The organism is Myroides sp. C1519, from assembly GCF_038039755.1.
Classification (GTDB): domain Bacteria; phylum Bacteroidota; class Bacteroidia; order Flavobacteriales; family Flavobacteriaceae; genus Flavobacterium; species Flavobacterium phaeum_A.
Map to the genome: position 1 here is coordinate 38,427 of NZ_JBBPHM010000003.1, position 20,818 is coordinate 59,244.

At 33.0% G+C, this 20,818-nt stretch carries 17 protein-coding genes and 2 tRNA genes; 11 read left to right on the forward strand and 8 right to left on the reverse strand.

Features of this window, described 5'->3' with window-relative positions; genetic code table 11:
* Positions 1-80: 80 nt before the first annotated feature.
* The gene (locus AABL81_RS02840) at positions 81-251 is read right to left on the reverse strand and encodes a hypothetical protein (RefSeq protein ID WP_199269106.1); all 171 of its coding nucleotides are present in this window, start codon (positions 249-251) and stop codon (positions 81-83) included.
* 125 nt (positions 252-376) lie between these two features.
* On the opposite strand from AABL81_RS02840, the gene AABL81_RS02845 reads away from it, so the two are divergent.
* The 3 genes from AABL81_RS02845 to AABL81_RS02855 all read left to right on the forward strand — a co-directional run bounded on the left by AABL81_RS02845 (position 377) and on the right by AABL81_RS02855 (position 2,493).
* Positions 377-1,663, forward strand: a complete 1,287-nt coding sequence (locus AABL81_RS02845) for an aldehyde dehydrogenase family protein (protein ID WP_341340313.1) — start codon at positions 377-379, stop codon at positions 1,661-1,663.
* Between the two features lie 29 nt (positions 1,664-1,692).
* Positions 1,693-2,334 carry a trimeric intracellular cation channel family protein gene (locus AABL81_RS02850; RefSeq protein ID WP_341340314.1) on the forward strand — a complete coding sequence of 214 codons (642 nt, stop codon included), beginning with the start codon at positions 1,693-1,695 and terminating at the stop codon, positions 2,332-2,334.
* 85 nt (positions 2,335-2,419) lie between these two features.
* Positions 2,420-2,493: transfer RNA gene (locus tag AABL81_RS02855), tRNA-Asn, on the forward strand.
* A gap of 596 nt (positions 2,494-3,089) precedes the next feature.
* Here the strand turns inward: AABL81_RS02855 and radA are convergent.
* The 4 genes from radA to panC all read right to left on the reverse strand — a co-directional run bounded on the left by radA (position 3,090) and on the right by panC (position 6,773).
* Positions 3,090-4,460: a DNA repair protein RadA gene (gene radA, locus AABL81_RS02860; protein WP_158209678.1), complete on the reverse strand. Its 1,371-nt coding sequence runs from the start codon at positions 4,458-4,460 to the stop codon at positions 3,090-3,092.
* A 134-nt stretch (positions 4,461-4,594) separates the two neighbouring features.
* Positions 4,595-5,557, reverse strand: coding sequence for a lysylphosphatidylglycerol synthase transmembrane domain-containing protein (locus AABL81_RS02865; RefSeq protein WP_158209677.1), 963 nt, complete (start codon positions 5,555-5,557; stop codon positions 4,595-4,597).
* A gap of 4 nt (positions 5,558-5,561) precedes the next feature.
* Positions 5,562-5,912: an aspartate 1-decarboxylase gene (gene panD, locus AABL81_RS02870; protein ID WP_090404303.1), complete on the reverse strand. Its 351-nt coding sequence runs from the start codon at positions 5,910-5,912 to the stop codon at positions 5,562-5,564.
* Between the two features lie 12 nt (positions 5,913-5,924).
* Complete coding sequence (gene panC, locus AABL81_RS02875; protein ID WP_158209676.1) at positions 5,925-6,773, reverse strand: pantoate--beta-alanine ligase; 849 nt, start codon at positions 6,771-6,773, stop codon at positions 5,925-5,927.
* 110 nt (positions 6,774-6,883) lie between these two features.
* Here panC and AABL81_RS02880 point away from each other — a divergent pair, with 110 nt between their 5' ends.
* From AABL81_RS02880 to AABL81_RS02900, 5 genes are all read left to right on the forward strand, one after another.
* Positions 6,884-7,687, forward strand: a complete 804-nt coding sequence (locus tag AABL81_RS02880; RefSeq protein ID WP_158209675.1) for a glycogen/starch synthase — start codon at positions 6,884-6,886, stop codon at positions 7,685-7,687.
* A 48-nt stretch (positions 7,688-7,735) separates the two neighbouring features.
* The gene (locus AABL81_RS02885; RefSeq protein WP_158209674.1) at positions 7,736-9,373 is read left to right on the forward strand and encodes a DUF4270 domain-containing protein; all 1,638 of its coding nucleotides are present in this window, start codon (positions 7,736-7,738) and stop codon (positions 9,371-9,373) included.
* Between the two features lie 6 nt (positions 9,374-9,379).
* On the forward strand, positions 9,380-11,224 hold the full coding sequence (gene glmS / locus AABL81_RS02890) for a glutamine--fructose-6-phosphate transaminase (isomerizing) (RefSeq protein WP_341340315.1): 1,845 nt from the start codon (positions 9,380-9,382) through the stop codon (positions 11,222-11,224).
* 154 nt (positions 11,225-11,378) lie between these two features.
* Positions 11,379-12,890: a F0F1 ATP synthase subunit beta gene (atpD, locus tag AABL81_RS02895; RefSeq protein WP_158209672.1), complete on the forward strand. Its 1,512-nt coding sequence runs from the start codon at positions 11,379-11,381 to the stop codon at positions 12,888-12,890.
* Positions 12,891-12,916: 26 nt separating this feature from the next.
* Entirely contained in the window at positions 12,917-13,198 is a 282-nt protein-coding gene (locus tag AABL81_RS02900; RefSeq protein ID WP_090404279.1) for a F0F1 ATP synthase subunit epsilon, read from the forward strand.
* Between the two features lie 330 nt (positions 13,199-13,528).
* Here AABL81_RS02900 and AABL81_RS02905 read toward each other — a convergent pair.
* From AABL81_RS02905 to AABL81_RS02915, 3 genes are all read right to left on the reverse strand, one after another.
* A tRNA-Asn gene (locus AABL81_RS02905) sits at positions 13,529-13,602 on the reverse strand.
* Between the two features lie 120 nt (positions 13,603-13,722).
* A complete protein-coding gene (locus AABL81_RS02910; RefSeq protein WP_341340316.1) occupies positions 13,723-15,180 on the reverse strand; it encodes an oligosaccharide flippase family protein in 1,458 nt (485 codons plus the stop codon).
* Positions 15,181-15,223: 43 nt separating this feature from the next.
* Positions 15,224-15,985 (reverse strand): PdaC/SigV domain-containing protein, encoded by a 762-nt coding sequence (locus AABL81_RS02915; RefSeq protein WP_341340317.1) that lies wholly within the window; start codon positions 15,983-15,985, stop codon positions 15,224-15,226.
* 217 nt (positions 15,986-16,202) lie between these two features.
* Here AABL81_RS02915 and recO point away from each other — a divergent pair, with 217 nt between their 5' ends.
* From recO to AABL81_RS02930, 3 genes are all read left to right on the forward strand, one after another.
* Entirely contained in the window at positions 16,203-16,919 is a 717-nt protein-coding gene (recO, locus tag AABL81_RS02920; RefSeq protein WP_158209669.1) for a DNA repair protein RecO, read from the forward strand.
* A 97-nt stretch (positions 16,920-17,016) separates the two neighbouring features.
* Positions 17,017-20,418 (forward strand): isoleucine--tRNA ligase, encoded by a 3,402-nt coding sequence (gene ileS / locus AABL81_RS02925; protein ID WP_341340318.1) that lies wholly within the window; start codon positions 17,017-17,019, stop codon positions 20,416-20,418.
* 8 nt (positions 20,419-20,426) lie between these two features.
* Positions 20,427-20,813, forward strand: coding sequence for a TraR/DksA family transcriptional regulator (locus AABL81_RS02930; protein ID WP_090404270.1), 387 nt, complete (start codon positions 20,427-20,429; stop codon positions 20,811-20,813).
* The last annotated feature ends 5 nt before the right edge of the window (positions 20,814-20,818 follow it).

Below are 20,818 nucleotides of genomic sequence, written 5' to 3' on the forward strand. Positions count from 1 at the left end.
ATAAAAACAAATGCTCCTAATAAGAGGAATTGTAAATTTTTATTCATCATATTCTTATTTGAAAGAACAAAAGTAGTCTATTAGTTTAATTTATTGAATAAATAGATTACAATAGGGCTAATAATCATTACAAATGAGATAGTTATAATGAAATAAGCTGTTTGAGCATTTACGATATCAAACAAGTATAGAGCGAAAGCAAGTATAAACAAGGCAATTCCTCCTAATAAAATGTAAGTGTTTTTTTTCATGGTTGATTTCAAAAAGTGTAGTCTAATTTACGCCAATATTATATTTACCACAAATTTTAGAAAGCATAAGTTCGCATTTTCTAAAACTATTAGTAATTTTATTGGAAATAAAATATTCTATAATTATGAAACAAAATGTTGTATTAGAACAAGCGAATAGTGCTTTTTTATCTTGGAAGAAGTTAAGCATAGATGAAAGAATAGATTATTTAACTAAGGTAAATGAGAAGCTTCTTCAGAACAAAGAAGAATATGGTAAGTGTATGACTTTAGATATGTACAAACCAATAAAGCAATCTGTTGCTGAAGTAGAGAAATGTTCTAAGCTTATTCAATATTATATTGACAATGGGAAAGAGATTTTAAAAGGGCGTACAATAAAAACAGATTGGACAGAGACTTATACAGTAAACGATCCATTAGGTGTGATTTTAGGTGTAATGCCTTGGAATTTTCCTTTTTGGCAAGTTTTTAGATTCGCAATACCAACGTTATTAGCAGGAAATACAGTTGTTGTAAAACACGCAAGCAATGTTCCATTGTCAGCAAAGGCGTTGGAAGAATGCTTTACAATTGCCGGTGTAGATCCAGTTTATTTCAATATTACAATTCCGGGAAGAGAAGTTGAAAAGTTAATTGAGAGTTCTTATGTAAAAGGAGTTTCGTTGACAGGAAGTGAAGCAGCAGGTAGTTCTGTTGGTAAGAAAGCAGGAGAATTGATTAAGCCAGTAGTATTAGAATTGGGCGGAAGTAATGCATTTATTGTTTGTGAAGACGTTGATGTAGATACTATTGTACCAATTGCGGTAAATGCACGTTTTCAAAATACAGGACAGAGTTGTATTGCAGGAAAACGTATGTTAGTTCACAATAGCATAAGAAAAGAGTTTACAGAAAAATTTGCTGAAGCAGTTAAAAAGTTGTCTTTTGGAGATTTAATGGATTATAATACAGGATTAGGCTATATGGCCCGTCCTGATTTAGCAGACGAATTAGCGGAGATTATGAATAAATCTATAGCGATGGGAGCTACATTAGTTGCAGGTGGTAAAGTAGAAGGGAATAAGTTTGAGCCTACTATCTTAGCAGATGTAACGAAAGATATGCCAGCGTTTAAAGAAGAAACTTTTGGACCATTAGCAGCTATTGTTGGTTTTGATACATTTGAAGAAGCAGTTGAATTAAGTAATGATTCTCGTTTTGGTCTTGGGGTTGCTATGTTTGGCAAAGATATTGAGTTCCTAAAATCGAAAGTAAGCGAGTTTGATGAAGGAGCTGTTTTTATCAATGAAATGGTAATATCAGATCCACGAGTACCTTTTGGAGGAAATAAGTTCTCTGGTATAGGACGAGAAATGGCTGCAGAGGGACTATTGTCATTTGTAAATAAAAAGTCGGTTATTGTAAAATAAAAAATAGATTTCATTAAGATAAGTTATATATGACTACTACGTTTTTGAATTTTTGGTCTTCCATAAGCTTTGTAGATATAATAGAATTTTTGGGTACTTGTGCGTTTGCGATATCTGGAATTCGTATGGCATCAGCTAAAAGTGTCGATTGGTTTGGAGCTTTTGTTGTAGGGTTTGTTACCGCAACAGGAGGAGGAACTTTACGTGATCTTTTATTAGGTGTTACTCCTTTTTGGATGCTATCAAGTGTCTATGCTTGGTGTACAGTTTTAGCTTTAGGAGCAGTTATTTTGTTTAGTAAACAATTAGTACGTCTCAACAATACATTCTTATGGTTTGACAGTATTGGATTAGGTTTGTTTGTAGTAGTAGGAACAGAAAAAACGATTGGTTTAGGTTATCCTTTTTGGGTAGTAGTTATTATGGCAACCATAACAGGTATAGTAGGAGGGATGGTAAGAGATATCTTAATTAATGAGATTCCTGCTATTTTTAGACAAGAATGGTATGCGTTAGCTTGTATTTTTGGGGTTATGATATATTATTTTTTAGCTTTTATAGGGTTAGATGAAGTTTTTGTTCAAGTAAGTACAGCAGTAGCTATTTTTGTAATTCGCTTGCTTGCAACCCGTTATAAACTGGGGCTTCCGACACTAAAGAATGAAGTGTAAAAAAGTTAGAGGTTTTTGAGATTTTTGTTTGTATAAACTAAAAATCGTACTATATTTGCACTGCAATAAAGGTAGAAAATAACCTTCCTCCTTAGCTCAGTTGGTTAGAGCATCTGACTGTTAATCAGAGGGTCCTTGGTTCGAGCCCAAGAGGGGGAGCATTCAAAAAGCCAGTCGTAAGACTGGCTTTTTTTATTTTACACCATTTTGTACTCTTATTTATAAATCTATTTTTTATAATCTTATTCGCAATTTAGGATAAGGTGCTAAATTTAGGGACTTAGTATAAAGATTTCTTTTCTATAAGAAAAAAAGTAAACCAAGATTAAAATATAATGCATTGAATTGTTCTTGCAATATAGAACGTAGTAAAGTGTAGTTTTAATTGTACCATGTTCGACACATCTCCCACATTAGTACCACAGAGGTTCGGAAAACAAGCCTTTTTCCCGAAGGTGTGTGGTAGTTATGTGGTACTTGTCTGAAACAAGTATCAAAGAAGTCCATAATGATAATACAATTTAACTTACATAAAGATATTAAAAAGGTATATGGCTTAAGTTGGTTTATGTAGAGTTAATAATTACTCTAATGATTGAAATACGAACGCTTTTACTAAAACCGTCAATGTAAAAGTAAAGCACTTTAGACCAATTTTTTTATTGATTCGAATTTTGTGTGTGTAAAAAAAGCCTCAACTATGCAGTTGAAGCTTTTATATAATATTTTATGTAAGTGTTATTTGAAAAGATTACTTAACCAAATAAATGTTCAACTACATCTTCTATTTTAGTAACTAAAATAACTTTTATTCCTGAGCCTGTATAGCCTATTTTGTTGTATTTAGAAACTAAAATTTGAGTAAATCCAAGTTTTTCTGCCTCTTGAATACGCTGATCAACACGATTAACAGGTCTGATTTCTCCAGATAAACCAACTTCCCCAGCAAAAGTTACTCCTTTGTCAATAGAAATATCTTGATCGGAAGAAAGGATAGATGCAACTACCCCTAAGTCAATTGCAGGATCATCAACAGTAATTCCTCCAGTTATATTTAAGAAAACGTCTTTTTGTCCTAACCTAAAGCCAGCTCTCTTTTCTAAAACAGCTAAAATCATATTTAAGCGCTTTAGATTGTATCCCGTAGCACTACGTTGAGGTGTTCCGTAAACGGCTGTGCTAACTAATGCTTGTACTTCTACCATTAAAGGGCGCATACCCTCTAATGTTGCGGCAATTGCTGTTCCTGACAATTCTTCGTCTTTGTGAGAGATAAGTATTTCAGAAGGATTTGAAACTTCCCTTAATCCACTGCCTTGCATTTCGTAGATACCTAATTCAGCCGTAGAACCAAAACGGTTTTTATTAGCTCTTAAGATACGATACACGTGATTTCTATCCCCTTCAAATTGTAATACCGTATCAACCATATGCTCAAGCATTTTAGGTCCGGCAATACTTCCATCTTTTGTAATGTGGCCAATAATTAAGACAGGAGTTCCCGTTTCTTTAGCAAACTTTGTCAATTCAGCCGTACATTCTTTAATCTGAGAAACGGTACCTGCAGAAGATTCAATGTAATCTGTGTGCAAAGTTTGAATAGAGTCGATGATCAACACATCAGGTTGAATTTCTTCTATTTGTCTAAAGATATTTTGTGTATTAGTTTCAGTCAGAATATAACAATTGTCATTTACAGGATTAATACGTTCTGCACGCATTTTAATCTGTTTTTGACTTTCCTCTCCAGATACATAAAGTGTTTTAAAAGGTAAGCGAAGAGAAATTTGCAATAAAAGAGTACTCTTACCAATACCAGGTTCACCACCCAATAAAACCATTGATCCAGGAACCAAACCACCTCCAAGAACGCGATTTAACTCATAGTCTAATGTATTCATTCGAATTTCTTCCGTACTATCAATTTCTTTAACACGTAAAGGTTTTGCTACTCTTTTTGTTGTAGAACCAGACGTTGTTGCAGCCTTCCATCCTGTTTTTTCTTCTTTTTGAATAACCTCTTCAACAAGAGTATTCCACTCTCTACACGTAGGACATTGTCCCATCCATTTAGGAGTTTGAGCCCCGCAACTTTGACAGAAAAAAGCTGTTTTTACCTTTGCCATTCTTTTCGATTTTGAACTAAAGTACAAATTTAAGTTTTATATCAACGACCACACTTATGCAATCAAGAATAAAATATAATTAGGTTAGGGGTAATTCAGGTAAGAATAAGTGACGAAAAATAATATTATCTGTATTATTTTTTCTTGTAATAAATAGGGAGTAAAATAAAAGATAGTGCCCCAAAAACAACGACAATAGCTGTTTGTGTTGTCCAAAGTATCCAACCAAACGCAGTACCCGCTACGGCAGATACGCTAAATAAAAGCAATAGTTCAGAGATGACTAACGGAAAAGCTCCAAACCCACCATTTGTAAAAGAAACAGCGAAACTACCAGCGACAAAAGCAGACATCACCATAGGTAAAGATTGTGGTGTAGTTTCTTCTAAAGCGTGCATTCCAAAGTAAAAAGTAGCGATATATCCGCCCCAAATTAAGAAAGTATGGAAAAGGAAACCAGTGCGATGAGGCATCTTAAAAATGCTACTAACCCCCTCGATGAGTCCTTTTAGCTTTTTCTTGATAAATAAGATGACTTTCCATTTAACATATAGAAAAACGTAGATACCAATGGCAAAACAAGCTAAGAAAAGTAAACCAATTATTCCGAGTTTTTCAATAGGGACATAGCGCAATAAGAAATCTTTTAAGACATCATATTGTAAAATAAGCGCTACAAAAACACAAATAAGGAGACAGATTAGATCAATTACTCGTTCAGAGACAATACTTCCAAAACCTTTGTCAAAAGGGACTTTTTCATATTTCTGAAGAACCAGCGCTCTCGATACTTCCCCAGACCTTGGTACAGTTAGATTCATTAAATAGCCAATAGATATGGCCATAAAATTCGTTGTTGTAGAAATAGAGTATCCCATAAAGTTTAGGGCATATTTCCAACGATAAGCACGAGCCCAAAGGCTCAATAAAGAAAAGACTGAAGCGATAATGATATAATTGTAATTAGCACCTTTAAAGTGCATCATCATCTCTTCAATCTGTTCAGATGTAAATTTATTATAAGCGTAATAAACCAAAAAAACTCCCAGCAAAAGTGGGAGTAGAATATTAATTATTTTACTTATTTTTTGTTTCAAACAATTAAGTTAAAGAGTTCGTTTCTTCATTAGGGAAAACAATAGAAGGCTTAAATTTCTTAGCCTCTTCAAAGTCTAAAATACCATAAGAAATAATGATAACGATATCTCCTTTGTGCACTTTACGTGCGGCAGGTCCATTTAAGCAGATTTCTCCACTATTTCTTGGTCCTGGAATTGCGTAAGTTTCAAAACGTTCACCGTTGTTGATATTTACAATTGAAACTTTTTCACCTTCAATCATATTGGCAGCTTCTAAAAGAGCTTCATCAATTGTAATACTTCCAATATAGTGTAAATCTGCTCCTGTTACGGTTACACGGTGAATTTTAGATTTTACTACTTCAACTTGCATTTCGCTTGAGTTTTAGTTAAATGATAAATTGTCGATTAATCGAACACCTTCGATATGAGCAACTAAGAAACCTCTATAATTTTTACCAGCTTCTTTATTCAAAGCTGTTTTTAAAGTGTCTTCTTCTGCAATTGTAAAGTATTCGAGTTCAAAGTTAGAATTATTTTTAAATTCAGTATCAACAAATTGGTTAACTTTTTCTACGCTTTCGGTTTTAAAAAGTTCATTAGCTTGTTTTAAAACTTTGTAAAGGAAAGTAGATTTTTGCAATCCCTCTTGAGAGACTCTTTCGTTGCGAGAACTCATTGCTAATCCGTCAGTTGCTCTAAAGATTGGCACTCCCACGATTTGAACAGGGATGTTGTTTTTTTCGACAAGTTTGCGAATAATCTGTAATTGTTGAAAATCTTTTTCACCAAAATAAGCTTTATTCGGTAGAACTAATTCAAACAATTTCTTTACGATAGTTCCGACACCATCAAAATGTCCAGGTCTTTGTGCCCCTTCCATTTCGTGTTCAAGTCCATCAAAGTCAAATGATTGGGCTACAGTATTTCCACCATACATTTCATCTACTGTCGGTGCAAATATTACAATTTGATTAGAAAGAGACTTCACTTTCTCCACATCTCTTTCTAATGTACGTGGATATTTTTCTAAATCCTCAACATTGTTGAATTGAGTAGGATTCACAAAAATACTAACAACCGTACATTCATTTTCATTTAATGATTGTTCCATTAATGAAAGGTGCCCGTTGTGAATGGCCCCCATTGTTGGTACAAGACCAATTGCTTTATTAGCTTCGCGAAATGTATTTAAATGCGCTTGTAATTCAGCTTTAGTACTAAAAAGAAACATTAGCTTCGAGTTTAAAATAATGGCAAAATTAGTTATTTAGAAAATAACTCGCTAAAATTTCGTAAATTTGCGTTGTTTATTTATTTCAAATACAGAAATTATAATTGAAGATGAAAGAAAAGAGGATATTATATGTATCATCAGAGGTAGTGCCATATTTAGCAGAAAATGAAGTTTCTTCTATGTCATATGATGCACCTAAAATGATAAATGACCAAGGAGGCCAGATAAGAATTTTTATGCCAAGATACGGTAGCATAAATGAAAGAAGACATCAATTGCATGAAGTTATTAGATTATCAGGAATGAATCTTGTGGTTAATGATATGGACATGCCGTTGATTATTAAAGTCGCTTCAATTCCGAAAGAAAGAATTCAGGTTTACTTTATCGATAATGATGAATATTTTAAAAGAAAATCAACTTTCACAGACGAAGATGGAAACTTATTCGTTGATAATGATGAGAGAGCAATTTTCTTTACAAAAGGAGTTATCGAAACAATTAAAAAATTAAATTGGGTCCCTGACGTAATTCACGTTCAAGGATGGATGGCTTCATTATTGCCAACGTATTTAAAACACTATTATAAAGATGAGGCTATCTTTTCTGATACGAAAGTAGTTACTTCTATTTTTAAAGAAGGCTTTAGTGGCGTTTTAAGTGACAATATGAAAGAAAAAGTTGCATTTGATGAACTTCCTGAAGAAATTTTGGAAGATTTCTCAACTCCAACTTATGAGAACATTATGATTAATGCTATCAAAAACTCTGATGGAGTGATAATTGCATCAGAGGAAGTAAGTTCAAATTTAACAAAATTTATCGAGTCTTCTGAAAAACCTTTTTTACCTTTCGTTCCGAAAGATGAATTTGCAAAGGCATACACTGAGTTTTATCAAAAGTTTTTGTAGAAAACATCTTCAGAAGAAAGTAATAACCAAACATACAGGATTGGCTATATGAACCATAAAAAAATCATTAAAGGATTATTCCTTACTTTAGGTATTGTAACATTACAAGCTTGTGAAAGCGATTTTACGGAAGCTGGAAGTAATATTGTCGGCGATGGAAAATTTGATATCGTTTCTTATACTGTAAAAGATATTAAAGCATACAACCAATCATATGGAGCGGCTGATGGATCTCGATTAAACGAAACATCATTTGGATACTTAAAGAATGGTTTGTTTGGGGAGTCAAGTAATAATCTTGTTGTACAGGTACTTGATAATGGAAATACTTTTGCATTTATCAATGACAATCCAATTGTCGATTCTGTTTATGTTTACTTGCCTTATTTTTCTCAATTTGATAAAGTTGAGAATGATGTGAATAAGTATAAACTTAAAAACATCTATGGTGATGGAACTTTTAATTTAGAGGTTTATCAAAATGGATATTATCTAAATAATGAAGACATTATAGCAGGAGGATCATTAAAGTTTTATTCAAACACATTAGGGCTTTTTGAATCTCAAAAAGTGAGCTCTAAACCGTTGAATAATTCTGCTGACGCTACTCAAAATAAACAATTTACATTTAGTAATAGAGATAAAACTATCTATAGAACTGATAGTAAAGGAGAAGTTATTAGAGACGAAGCAAATGGGAAGCCACTTGTGAAAGAGCGTTTAGCCCCTGGTATGTGGTTAGATTTAGATAAAGCTTATTTTCAAGAATTTATAGAAAAGAATAAAACACAATTAGGTAATTCAAGTTCTTTTAATAATTTATTTAGAGGTCTTTTGTTTAAAGCAAACGGAAATGGTTCTAATGGAATGGCAGGACTTGTAGATATTACTAAAGGGAAATTAGTTATTATTCTTCGTGACGATAAAAAAGAAACTACTACGAAAGAAACAACTGAAAAACAGCGTAAAGAAATTACTTTAACATTTGCTCCAAACGGAAATACAAGTACTAAGTTTAATGTAAACTTGTACAATAATTCAAATGACGAGGAGTATAAAGCTAAAGTAGCATCGGCGAATCCAGAAACAGGAGATGAATTCTTGTATCTAAGAGGAGGAGAAGGTAGTGTTGCTATTATAGATTTGTTGCGTAGCAATGATTTTGAAGAGTTGAAGCGTTTGAAAGAAGAGAAAGTACTTATTAATGAGGCTTATTTAACAATATTTGTAGATCGTAATCAAATGAATGGACTTCCAAATCCGGAGCGTTTATTCTTATACGATTATGATAATGCAATACCATTATCTGATTTTACAAGTGATAATATGACTACTGCTCAGAGTATTAAATCTGGGTACAATGGAATATTTGTAAAAGAAGATACAGAAAACAATAAAGAAGGTAATTACTATAAGTTTAAAATTACTGATCACGTAAGAGGAGTAATTAAAAATGAAACTAATGCCAGTCCAAAGTTAGCATTAACTGTTGCAAATAATTTTGCAAATGCTGGATATAGTATGCAATCATTAGAAACACCAATCGACAATACACCTAAAACAACACTTACTATCCCTTCGTTATCATTAAGTTGTCCACTTGGAACAGTGTTACACGGGCCAAAAACAACTGATAGCGATAAAAAAATGAAATTAGAAATTTTTTATACTAAAGTTAAAAAGTAAACAATTATGTGTGGAATTGTTGGATACATAGGACATCGCGACGCATACCCTGTGATAATTAAAGGGTTAACAAGACTTGAGTACAGAGGATATGATTCTGCTGGACTTGCGACATTTGATGGAGAGAAAATAAACCTTTGCAAGACAAAAGGGAAGGTTGCCGACTTAGAGGAAAAGAGTGATGATGCAGTAAAAAAAGGAACTGTTGGTATAGGTCATACAAGATGGGCTACACACGGTGTTCCAAATGATGTGAATTCTCACCCACACTTTTCTAATTCAGGAGAATTAGTTATCATCCACAATGGAATTATTGAGAATTATGATTCTCTAAAACAAGAATTAATTAAAAGAGGATATACTTTTAAATCAGAAACTGATACAGAAGTATTGATTAACTTAATTGAGGACGTTCAAAAAACACAAAAAGTAAAATTAGGAAAAGCTGTTCAGATTGCATTAAACCAAGTAGTAGGTGCATATGCAATTGCAGTAATGGATATTAAGAAACCAAATGAAATTATTGCAGCTCGTTTAGGGAGCCCATTAGCAATTGGAATTGGTGAAAATGAATACTTCATTACTTCTGATGCTTCTCCATTTATAGAGTATACTAATAATGCTATTTATTTAGAAGATGAAGAAATGGCAATTATTAGATTACATAAACCTTTGCGTATTCGTAAAATTAAAGATGATTCATTGGTTACTCATTATGTTCAAGAGTTACAATTAAACTTAGAGCAAATTGAGAAAAATGGCTATGAGCACTTTATGTTGAAAGAAATTTACGAGCAACCAGAAGTAATTAAAGATACTTTTAGAGGTCGTTTATTAGCAGATCAAGGTTTAATTAGAATGGCAGGTATTGAAGACAATATCGATAAGTTCTTAAATGCAAAAAGAATCATTATTGCAGCTTGTGGTACATCGTGGCACGCTGCCTTAGTTGCAGAATATGTAATAGAGGAATTTGCAAGAATACCAGTAGAAGTAGAGTATGCATCTGAGTTTAGATATAGAAACCCAATTATAGATTCATCAGATGTATTAATGGCAATCTCTCAATCAGGAGAAACTGCAGATACGTTAGCAGCTATTAAATTAGCAAAAGAAAAAGGAGCATTCGTATTTGGTGTTTGTAATGTAGTTGGGTCTTCAATTGCAAGAGAGACACACGCCGGAGCATATACACACGCCGGACCAGAAATTGGAGTAGCTTCAACAAAAGCATTTACAACTCAAATTACAGTACTTACTTTGATTGCTCTAAGATTAGCTAAAGCGAAAGGTACGCTTGCGAATTCAGAGTATTTAAAATACTTACACGAGTTATCTATTATTCCAGAAAGAGTAGAAGAGGCGTTAACGCAAAATGACGAGATTTTAAAAATTTCGGAAGTTTATAAAGACGCTACAAACTGTTTATACTTAGGTAGAGGATATAACTACCCAGTTGCTTTGGAAGGAGCTCTAAAACTAAAAGAAATCTCTTACATCCATGCAGAAGGATATCCGGCTGCAGAGATGAAACACGGACCAATTGCCTTAATTGATGAGCATATGCCAGTTATTGTAATTGCTCCAAATCAAAATCACTATGACAAAGTGGTGAGTAATATTCAAGAGATTAAAGCAAGAAATGGAAAAATTATTGCTGTAGTAACAAAAGGAGATAAACAAGTTAGAGAATTAGCTGACCACGTTATTGAGGTTCCAGGTATTTCTGAAGCTTTGACTCCAATTTTAACGACAATTCCATTACAATTACTTTCATATCACATTGCAGTGTTGAGAGAGTGTAATGTCGATCAACCAAGAAACTTAGCTAAGTCAGTAACGGTTGAATAATCACAAAAAGCGGGCTAAAAAACAGTCCGCTTTTATTTTGTATAAAAATAAAATTTCAAACTTTTTAATATTCAGAGAAAAAAACTATCTTTGCACTCTGAAAAAGTAGATTTTTTCATTAAACGTAAATAGCTGTTAAATAAATACATAAGCAATGTCTAAAGTTACAGGAAAAGTTGCGCAAGTTATCGGACCAGTAGTTGACGTGATATTCAACTCTGAAAACGCCGAACTTCCAAGAATTTATGATTCATTAGAAATCACAAAACCAGATGGTTCTAAATTAGTACTTGAGGTACAATCACACATTGGAGAAGATACAGTAAGAACAATTTCAATGGACTCTACAGACGGTTTAAGTAGAGGTTATGAAGTAGTTTCTACAGGTTCACCAATCCAAGTTCCAATTGGAAAAGATGTATTCGGTAGATTGTTTAATGTAGTAGGAGACGCTATTGATGGTCTTGGAAACCTTCCTAAAGAAGGAAATAGTGGTTTACCTATTCACCGTGCTGCTCCGAAATTTGAAGATTTATCAACTTCAACTGAAGTATTATTCACAGGAATTAAAGTAATCGACTTAATTGAACCTTACTCAAAAGGGGGTAAAATTGGATTATTTGGAGGTGCTGGAGTAGGAAAAACAGTATTGATTCAAGAATTAATTAACAACATCGCAAAAGGACACGGAGGTTTATCTGTATTCGCAGGTGTTGGAGAACGTACACGTGAGGGGAATGACTTATTACGTGAGATGTTAGAGTCTGGTATTATTAAATACGGAGATGATTTCATGCACTCTATGGAAAATGGAGGATGGGATTTATCTAAAGTAGATAGACCAGGAATGAAAGATTCAAAAGCTACGTTCGTATTCGGACAGATGAATGAGCCACCAGGAGCACGTGCACGTGTTGCTTTATCAGGTTTAACTATCGCTGAATTCTTCCGTGATGGAGCTGGAGATGACCAAGGAAAAGACGTACTTTTCTTCGTAGATAACATTTTCCGTTTTACTCAAGCTGGTTCTGAGGTATCTGCATTATTAGGGCGTATGCCTTCTGCAGTAGGTTACCAACCAACTTTAGCAACAGAAATGGGTGCGATGCAAGAGCGTATTACATCAACTAAAAAAGGATCGATTACATCAGTACAAGCGGTATATGTACCTGCGGATGACTTAACTGACCCGGCACCAGCGACAACTTTCGCTCACTTGGATGCTACAACAGTATTGTCACGTAAAATTGCTGAGTTAGGTATTTACCCTGCAGTAGACCCATTAGAGTCTTCTTCTCGTATCTTAACTCCAGAGATTTTAGGAAAAGAGCATTATGCTTGTGCGCAAAGTGTGAAAGAAATCCTTCAAAAATACAAACAATTACAAGATATTATCGCGATCTTAGGTATGGAAGAGTTATCTGAAGAAGATAAATTAGCTGTACATAGAGCTCGTCGTGTTCAACGTTTCTTGTCTCAACCATTCCACGTAGCAGAACAGTTTACTGGTATCCCTGGAGTTTTAGTAGACATTAAAGATACTATCAGAGGATTTAATATGATTATCAATGGTGAATTAGACCGTTTCCCAGAAGCTGCTTTCAACTTAAAAGGTTCAATTGATGAAGCAATTGAGGCTGGAGAGAAAATGCTTGCTGAATTATAGTCTAATCACATTTTAAAAATATCATTATGAAATTAGAAATTGTATCACCTGAGGCAACTTTATTCACTGGAGAAGTTACTTCTGTATCTGTTCCAGGAGCAAAAGGAGAGTTTCAAATGTTAAACAATCACGCTCCTATTGTTTCGATTCTAACAAAAGGAAACGTAAAGTTTACAGGGCAAAACATTTCTATTGCACCAGCTTTTAGCTCGAAATTTCAACAAGTAAGTAAAGATACTTATCATTTACCTATCAACCTTGGAACGTTAGAGTTGAGCGATAATAAGATTATTATCTTAGCAAACTAAAATGTATTGCTAAATTGATTATATAAAAAGCCCCTTACATAAATTATGTAAGGGGCTTTTTGATTTAGCTTCTTATTTGTACTGATTAGGGCTTCTTATAGGCCTTTTAAGAAACTTTTACGACGTAAGTATATGAATGTTGTTTATTGAGGTTTGTCTTTGAAATACTCAAAATGTAGCAAGTACCTGTTTAGTTTGATGAAGTATAAAATAGGGCAGGTTATCTCAGTTATGATAAATGTTGTTTAAGTGTATTAATAACTGAGTTCTGATTTTGAGAAATAGTATAAAACAAAAAAAGCCAGTCGTAAGACTGGCTTTTTTTAAATGCTCCCCCTCTTGGGCTCGAACCAAGGACCCTCTGATTAACAGTCAGATGCTCTAACCAACTGAGCTAAGGAGGAAGGTTGTTTTACCTTTATTGCGGTGCAAATATAAAATGTTTTTTTATTTCTGCAAAAAAAATATTTAGGTTATTATGGAAAATAATATAGTTTGTTTATAATCAATTAAGAAATAGAGGGTTATCTCTTCAAGATACTTTTGATTATTTTTTGTTCGCTTTTAAAGACTATAAGAGCGTATACTAATATTGCTGTAACTCCCACAAAATAGTTTTCTCTAAAGAAGTAAAAATATCCAAATGATAGAACGACAGCTAAACCTAAATATCCAGAGATAGCCTTTTTATCATAAGGTATAGGGTAATATTTCTGTCCCATTAAGTATGAAATTAGCATCATTGAAGCATAGGCTATTAAAGTTGCAATAGCAGATCCTATATATCCCCAAAAAGGAATAAGGAAATAGTTGAAGACAAGGGTTAGAATAGCTCCAAATATTGAGATATAAGCGCCTACCATTGTCTTGTCTCTTAACTTGTACCATACAGATAGGTTTGTATAAATACCCATACAGAAATTGGCTAATAAAATTAAAGGAACTACAGCCATAGCATCCCAATACGATTCATTTCTTATAAATAATACTTTTAAAATATCAGAAAAGACAACAACTCCTAAGAGAATAGCACTTCCGAAAATAGTAAAGTACTTTGTTATTGTAGCGTATTTAGTTGGGGCATCATCATTTTTAGCATAGTTGAAAAAGAATGGTTCAATTCCAAGTGTATATGCTTGTCTAAAAAGAACCATAAAAAGACCGAGTTTATAACAAGCAGCATATTTTCCAACTTCAGATAATGCAATATCTGCTGGAAGTAATCTTTCCAGAAGAATTTTATCAAAACTTTCATTGATTGCAAAAGCAAGTCCTCCGATCATAATGGGAACTCCATAACGCATCATTTCCTTTCCCAGTACTTTATTAAACTTCAACTTAATTGTTAAATAATCTTTATAGAAAACAATGAATGTAAGTAAGCTTGCTACAAGATTAGCTATAAAAATATAGGATACTTGATAGTTTTTAATATAGATTTTATCAAAAATAGTTTCAGGATAAGCAATGCTTAATTTTGGCAAGAAATATAGGAAAAACACATTTAAGAATGTATAAATACAGACATTCCCAATTCTAATAGCGCTATAAACCATTGGACGTTGATTTGCTCTTAGTTTTGCAAAAGGAATAATAACTAATGCATCAAGTACCAATATCCAAATTACATATTGTAGAATTTCAGATGGGATATTTAAAAAAGTAGCCCAGAAATCTTCTGTTAGTAAAGCAATTCCTAAGAAAAGTAATGTAGTTATTGATAAGAAAAGCAATGCATTATTGAATACTTCCTTTTTGTTTTCTCGTAGATTATAAAATCTAAAGAAAGCAGTCTCCATACCAAAAGCAAGGATAACATTAAAGAACATTAAAATGGCATATACGACATTGTACTGTCCATATGCATCATTCTGCATTACTTCTGTGTGAAAAGGAACAAGAAAAAATCCTATAACCTTAGGGAACACAGCGGCTAATCCATAGATGGCAGTCTGTTTAAATATTTTTTTATAGATACTCAAAGTCTAAAAGTGCTTTTTATTCGTTTGTAAATTTAGTTTACTATTATTCGTTTGTTGCTATTGGTTCCAATTTTATTTTCAGAAAAGTATCTGCTTGAATTTTTGGGATTTCAATTTTAACAGGTTCATCAGAAAAAGCTGAAATATCGAAACTATTGTAATATGCTATAATTGAGTCTTCATAAAAAAAGATGTCTTCTGGCATTTTAAATTGATCATCATCAAATAGTATACTATCTTGGTCACTTCCAATTTTAGAGCGAAGCTGTGATTTTACAAGTTGTTGAAAACCTTGCCAATCAGAAAAGAGTTCTTCGTTAGTATATATATGGCCATTATTAGGATTGTAATGTATAGCTTTTTCTCCCTTAAATCCGTGTGCACCACCTGAATAGGTGTAGTATTCAACGGCAAAGCTTATTAATTCGTGATTGTAAAAAGTTATATTATTTGATACTGTTGCTTTCCAAGGAAAAGCGTCTGTAGGGAACTTTTGAGCAATTTCTTCATAAGCATAGATGAAAGTATTTGTTATTTCTTCGTATTGATTAACATTAGTTCCATTATCTGTAAAAGGCAGTAGTTCGTTAATTAACGCAATATTGCTTTTGTTAATTAATTGGGAAGCAGAATTGTCAGGGGAAACAATAATAGCAGCATTGATTGTAATTTCTGTGCAGTTTTCAGTAGTGCAGTTTAAAGATGATTTTCTGCTAAACTCTCTTTCTTCAAATGCGAAGTTAGTGTTCTTAGTACAGCTTCCAAAAACGATAGGAATTAGTAAGGTGTAAATTATTTTTTTCATTTTCAATTTTTTCATAGTAATTGCAAAGCTATGAATTTTGATATTGATTAGTCGATAGGAAAGGATAGATTTCGATTAGGTTATGAAAAAAGGCAGAAATCATATTCAATGACTTGATTATTAGAATAAATCATATTTTAAAACTTATATTTGAGGAGTGTGTTTATACTGCTTTTTTTATAAGTAGTTTGAGTATATTGCAATTAAATAAGAAGGAATGCAGGTTAAGACAAAGGCGATTGTATTAAGTGTTTTAAAATATCAAGATAAAAGTTTGATTGTGAAATGCCTAACAGAAGAAGAAGGAGTATTGTCTTTTTTTGTACGCAATGCTTTTTCAAAAGGGAAAAGTGCGCAGAAAATAGCCTATTTTCAGCCTTTAACAATGTTAGAGATTGATTTTACTTTTAAAAACAAAGGAGGATTAGAGTATTTTAAAGAAGTGAAGTTAGGAAATGTGTACCAAACAATTTATTACGATTATGCTAAGAATTGTATTGCGATTTTTGTAGCAGAAGTATTACACAATTTGATAAAAGATCGAGTGAAAGATCTTAGTTTTTACACTTTTTTAGAAACTGCTTTATTATGGTTTGATACCCATGATGAGACATATAACTTTCATTTAATATTGTTATTAGAGATTAGTAAGTTTTATGGTTTTTACCCAGCAATAAAAGACATAGATTGTTTTTATTTTGATCTTGAAGGAGGAGTTTTTACAAATCATTTTACGCCTGTTTGTGTAGATGAAGAAGAGACAATACTTTTAAAAAGGTTAGTAAACCTTGGGTTTAATAAAGAACAAAAAGTTTTCACAGGATTAGATAGAAAAAAGCTTCTAAAGCTATTGATAAGTTACTATGAGCAACACGTGAGTGATTTTAGAAAGCCAAAATCTTTAGAGGTTTTACAAGAAGTTTTTTCACTCTAATTGTTTTTTAATGGTTTTTCTGCCAATTAATTAGGATGGAATTGAAGTAATTTGTTTAAATTCGCGCAATTGATAAAAAATATTATAGTTAACAACGATGAGCACTAAATTTACAGAATATAAGGGTCTTGATTTGTCAGGGGTAGCATCAGAGATGCTGGAGTTTTGGAAAGAACAATCAATATTCGAAAAAAGTATTAGTACAAGAGATGATAATAAGCCTTTTGTATTTTTTGAAGGACCACCTTCAGCTAATGGTAAGCCAGGGATTCACCACGTAATGGCTCGTGCAATTAAAGATATTTTTTGTCGATACAAAACTCAAAAAGGATATCAAGTAAAGCGTAAGGCCGGATGGGATACTCACGGATTACCAGTTGAGTTAGGAACAGAGAAAGAGTTAGGAATAACGAAAGAAGATATTGGTACAAAAATCACAGTAGAGGAGTACAATCAAGCATGTAAGCGTACAGTAATGCGCTACACTGACTTGTGGAATGATCTTACTGAGAAAATGGGGTATTGGGTTGATATGAATGATCCATATGTTACATATAAACCGAAATATATGGAAACAGTATGGTGGCTTTTAAAAGAAATCTATAAAAAAGATTTGATTTATAAAGGGTACACTATTCAGCCATATTCACCAAAAGCAGGGACAGGATTGTCTTCTCACGAGATTAATCAACCTGGATGTTATAAAGATATTACAGATACTACGATTGTAGCTCAGTTTAAAGCGATAGATGAAACATTGCCAGAGTTCTTACAAGGATTTGGAACAATTCATTTCTTAGCTTGGACAACTACACCATGGACATTGCCTTCAAATACAGCATTAACAGTAGGTCCGAAAATCGATTATGTGTTGGTAAAATCATTTAATCAATATACAGGGGATGCTATAAATGTTGTTCTTGGGAAACCATTAGTAGGAAAGCAATTTGCTGGGAAGTTTGTTGAAGTTTCAACAGAAGAAGAATTGAATGCATACAAAGAAGGGGACAAAAAAATACCATTCTTAGTAGTTAAAGATTTTAAAGGAGCTGATTTAGTAGGGACAAAATATGAGCAATTATTGCCATATACTTTGCCATATCAAACACCAGAAAATGCTTTTAGAGTAATTTCAGGTGATTTTGTTACAACAGAAGACGGTACTGGTATTGTTCATACAGCACCTACATTTGGAGCGGATGATGCTAAAGTAGCAAAAGAAGCTACGCCAGAGGTACCAGCGATGTTAATTTTAGATGCAGATGGTAACGCAGTTCCATTAGTTGACTTACAAGGACGTTTTGTTAAAGAAATGGGAGACCTTGCAGGGAAATATGTAAAAAATGAATACTACGATGAAGGACAAGCTCCAGAGCGTTCTGTAGATGTAGAAATTGCGATTCGTTTAAAAGAAGAAAATAAAGCATTTAAAGTAGAAAAATACGTTCACAGTTACCCACATTGTTGGAGAACTAATAAACCTGTATTATACTATCCTTTAGATTCTTGGTTTATTAAAATTACGGAAGTAAAAGAACGTATGTTTGAATTAAACGAAGAGGTGAATTGGAAACCAAAAGCAACAGGAGAAGGACGTTTTGGAAATTGGTTGAAAAACGCGAATGACTGGAACTTATCGAGATCTCGTTATTGGGGTATTCCATTGCCAATTTGGAGAACAGAGGATAAGACTGAAGAGATGATTATTGGTTCAGTAGAAGAATTGATGACTGAAATTGAAAAGTCACAACAAGCAGGACATCAACAAGGGAACCCATTTGAAGGATTCGTAGTTGGAGATATGACTGAAGAGAATTATGACAAAGTTGATTTGCATAAAAATGTTGTTGATAATATTGTTTTAGTGTCACCTTCAGGTAAACCAATGTATCGTGAAGCAGATCTTATTGATGTATGGTTTGATTCAGGGTCTATGCCTTATGCACAATGGCACTATCCTTTTGAAAATAAAGAGTTGATTGATAATAACTTATCATACCCAGCTGATTTCATTGCAGAAGGAGTAGATCAAACACGTGGATGGTTCTATACTTTACACGCAATTGCTACGCTTGTATTTGATACAAAAGCATATAAGAATGTTGTGTCTAATGGTTTAGTTTTAGATAAGAATGGATTGAAAATGTCTAAGAGTTTAGGTAACACTGTAGATCCATTTGATACCTTAGCTGAACACGGACCAGATGCAACACGTTGGTATATGATATCAAATGCAAATCCATGGGATAATTTGAAGTTTGATTTAGATGGTATTACAGAAGTTAGAAGAAAATTCTTCGGAACACTATATAATACTTATTCATTCTTTGCGTTATATGCTAATATTGATGGGTTTAAGTATGAAGAACAAGATGTTCCATTGAAAGATAGACCAGAGATTGATCGTTGGATTTTATCTGAATTAAACACACTTGTAAAACGTGTAGATGAGTTTTATGCAGAGTATGAGCCAACAAAAGCAGCGAGAGCAATTACTGATTTCGTAACAGAAAACCTAAGTAACTGGTATGTTCGTTTATGTAGAAGAAGATTCTGGAAGGGAGAATATGCACAAGATAAGATTGCTGCATACCAAACATTGTACACATGTTTAATTACTGTTGCAAAATTAGGATCTCCAATTGCTCCATTTTTTATGGATAAACTTTACAGAGACTTAACATTAACGACATCTTCAGAAGGATTTGAATCAGTACATTTGGCAGAGTTTCCAGTTTTTGAAGAAGAAGTTGTAGATAAAGATTTAGAAAGCAGAATGCAAAAAGCACAAGTTATCTCATCTTTAGTATTGTCTCTACGTAAGAAAGAAATGATAAAAGTTCGTCAACCTCTTCAAAGAATTATGATTCCTATTTTGGATCAAAAACAAAGAGGAGAGATTGAATTAATTGCGGATCTTGTTAAAGCAGAGGTGAATGTAAAAGAAATTGAACTTTTAGATGATGCTTCAGGAATCTTAGTTAAGCAGATTAAACCTAATTTCAAAACATTAGGACCACGTTTTGGAAAAGATATGGGATTGATAGCTAAGGAGATACAGAAGTTTACACAAGAAAATATTTCTGAAATTGAAAGAAATGGAGAGATTAATGTTAAAATATTAGAAAAAAGCATTATCTTAACATTGTCAGATGTGGAAATTACATCTCAAGACATTGAAGGATGGTTAGTTGCAAATGATAGTGGATTAACAGTGGCATTAGATATAACAATTAGCCCAGAATTAAGAAGCGAAGGAATTGCAAGAGAATTAGTAAATAGAATTCAGAATATTAGAAAAGACTCTGGATTTGAAGTTACAGATAAAATTAAAGTTGTAATAAAAGAAGAAAAAGAAATAAAAGAGGCTGTTTTAGCGAATGAAGATTACATAAAATCTGAAACGTTGACTCATACATTAGAATTTACTACTGAATTAGTAGAAGGTGTTGATGTAGAGTTCGATGAGCTAAAGACACGAGTGTTAATTTTAAAATAATTAAAATCATGAAAGACATAGGTGAATTAGTACGTTATTCTGATGCGGATTTGGCGGAATTTAAAATGTTGATTACAGCTAAGATTGATAAAGCTCAAGCGGATTTAGAATTGATCAAAAGCGCCTATATGAATGATTTGAATAATGGTACAGATGATACCTCTCCAACATTCAAGGCATTCGAAGAAGGAAGTGAAACAATGTCTAAAGAAGCAAATGCTCAATTGGCAATTCGTCAAGAAAAGTTTATTCGCGACTTAAGAAATGCTTTAGTTCGTATCGAAAACAAAACGTATGGTATCTGTAAAGTAACAGGTAAATTGATTGACAAGGAGAGATTGAAGTTAGTGCCTCATGCTACAATGAGTATTGAAGCAAAAAATATGCAACGTTAATCTTT

Bases quoted from the DNA above. Each gene is read 5' to 3' on its own strand.
- AABL81_RS02840 (WP_199269106.1), bottom strand. From the start codon at position 251: ATGAAAAAAAACACTTACATTTTATTAGGAGGAATTGCCTTGTTTATA.
- AABL81_RS02845 (WP_341340313.1), top strand. From the start codon at position 377: ATGAAACAAAATGTTGTATTAGAACAAGCGAATAGTGCTTTTTTATCT.
- AABL81_RS02850 (WP_341340314.1), top strand. From the start codon at position 1,693: ATGACTACTACGTTTTTGAATTTTTGGTCTTCCATAAGCTTTGTAGAT.
- radA (WP_158209678.1), bottom strand. From the start codon at position 4,460: ATGGCAAAGGTAAAAACAGCTTTTTTCTGTCAAAGTTGCGGGGCTCAA.
- panD (WP_090404303.1), bottom strand. From the start codon at position 5,912: ATGCAAGTTGAAGTAGTAAAATCTAAAATTCACCGTGTAACCGTAACA.
- panC (WP_158209676.1), bottom strand. From the start codon at position 6,773: ATGTTTCTTTTTAGTACTAAAGCTGAATTACAAGCGCATTTAAATACA.
- AABL81_RS02880 (WP_158209675.1), top strand. From the start codon at position 6,884: ATGAAAGAAAAGAGGATATTATATGTATCATCAGAGGTAGTGCCATAT.
- AABL81_RS02885 (WP_158209674.1), top strand. From the start codon at position 7,736: ATGAACCATAAAAAAATCATTAAAGGATTATTCCTTACTTTAGGTATT.
- glmS (WP_341340315.1), top strand. From the start codon at position 9,380: ATGTGTGGAATTGTTGGATACATAGGACATCGCGACGCATACCCTGTG.
- atpD (WP_158209672.1), top strand. From the start codon at position 11,379: ATGTCTAAAGTTACAGGAAAAGTTGCGCAAGTTATCGGACCAGTAGTT.
- AABL81_RS02900 (WP_090404279.1), top strand. From the start codon at position 12,917: ATGAAATTAGAAATTGTATCACCTGAGGCAACTTTATTCACTGGAGAA.
- AABL81_RS02915 (WP_341340317.1), bottom strand. From the start codon at position 15,985: ATGAAAAAAATAATTTACACCTTACTAATTCCTATCGTTTTTGGAAGC.
- recO (WP_158209669.1), top strand. From the start codon at position 16,203: ATGCAGGTTAAGACAAAGGCGATTGTATTAAGTGTTTTAAAATATCAA.
- ileS (WP_341340318.1), top strand. From the start codon at position 17,017: ATGAGCACTAAATTTACAGAATATAAGGGTCTTGATTTGTCAGGGGTA.
- AABL81_RS02930 (WP_090404270.1), top strand. From the start codon at position 20,427: ATGAAAGACATAGGTGAATTAGTACGTTATTCTGATGCGGATTTGGCG.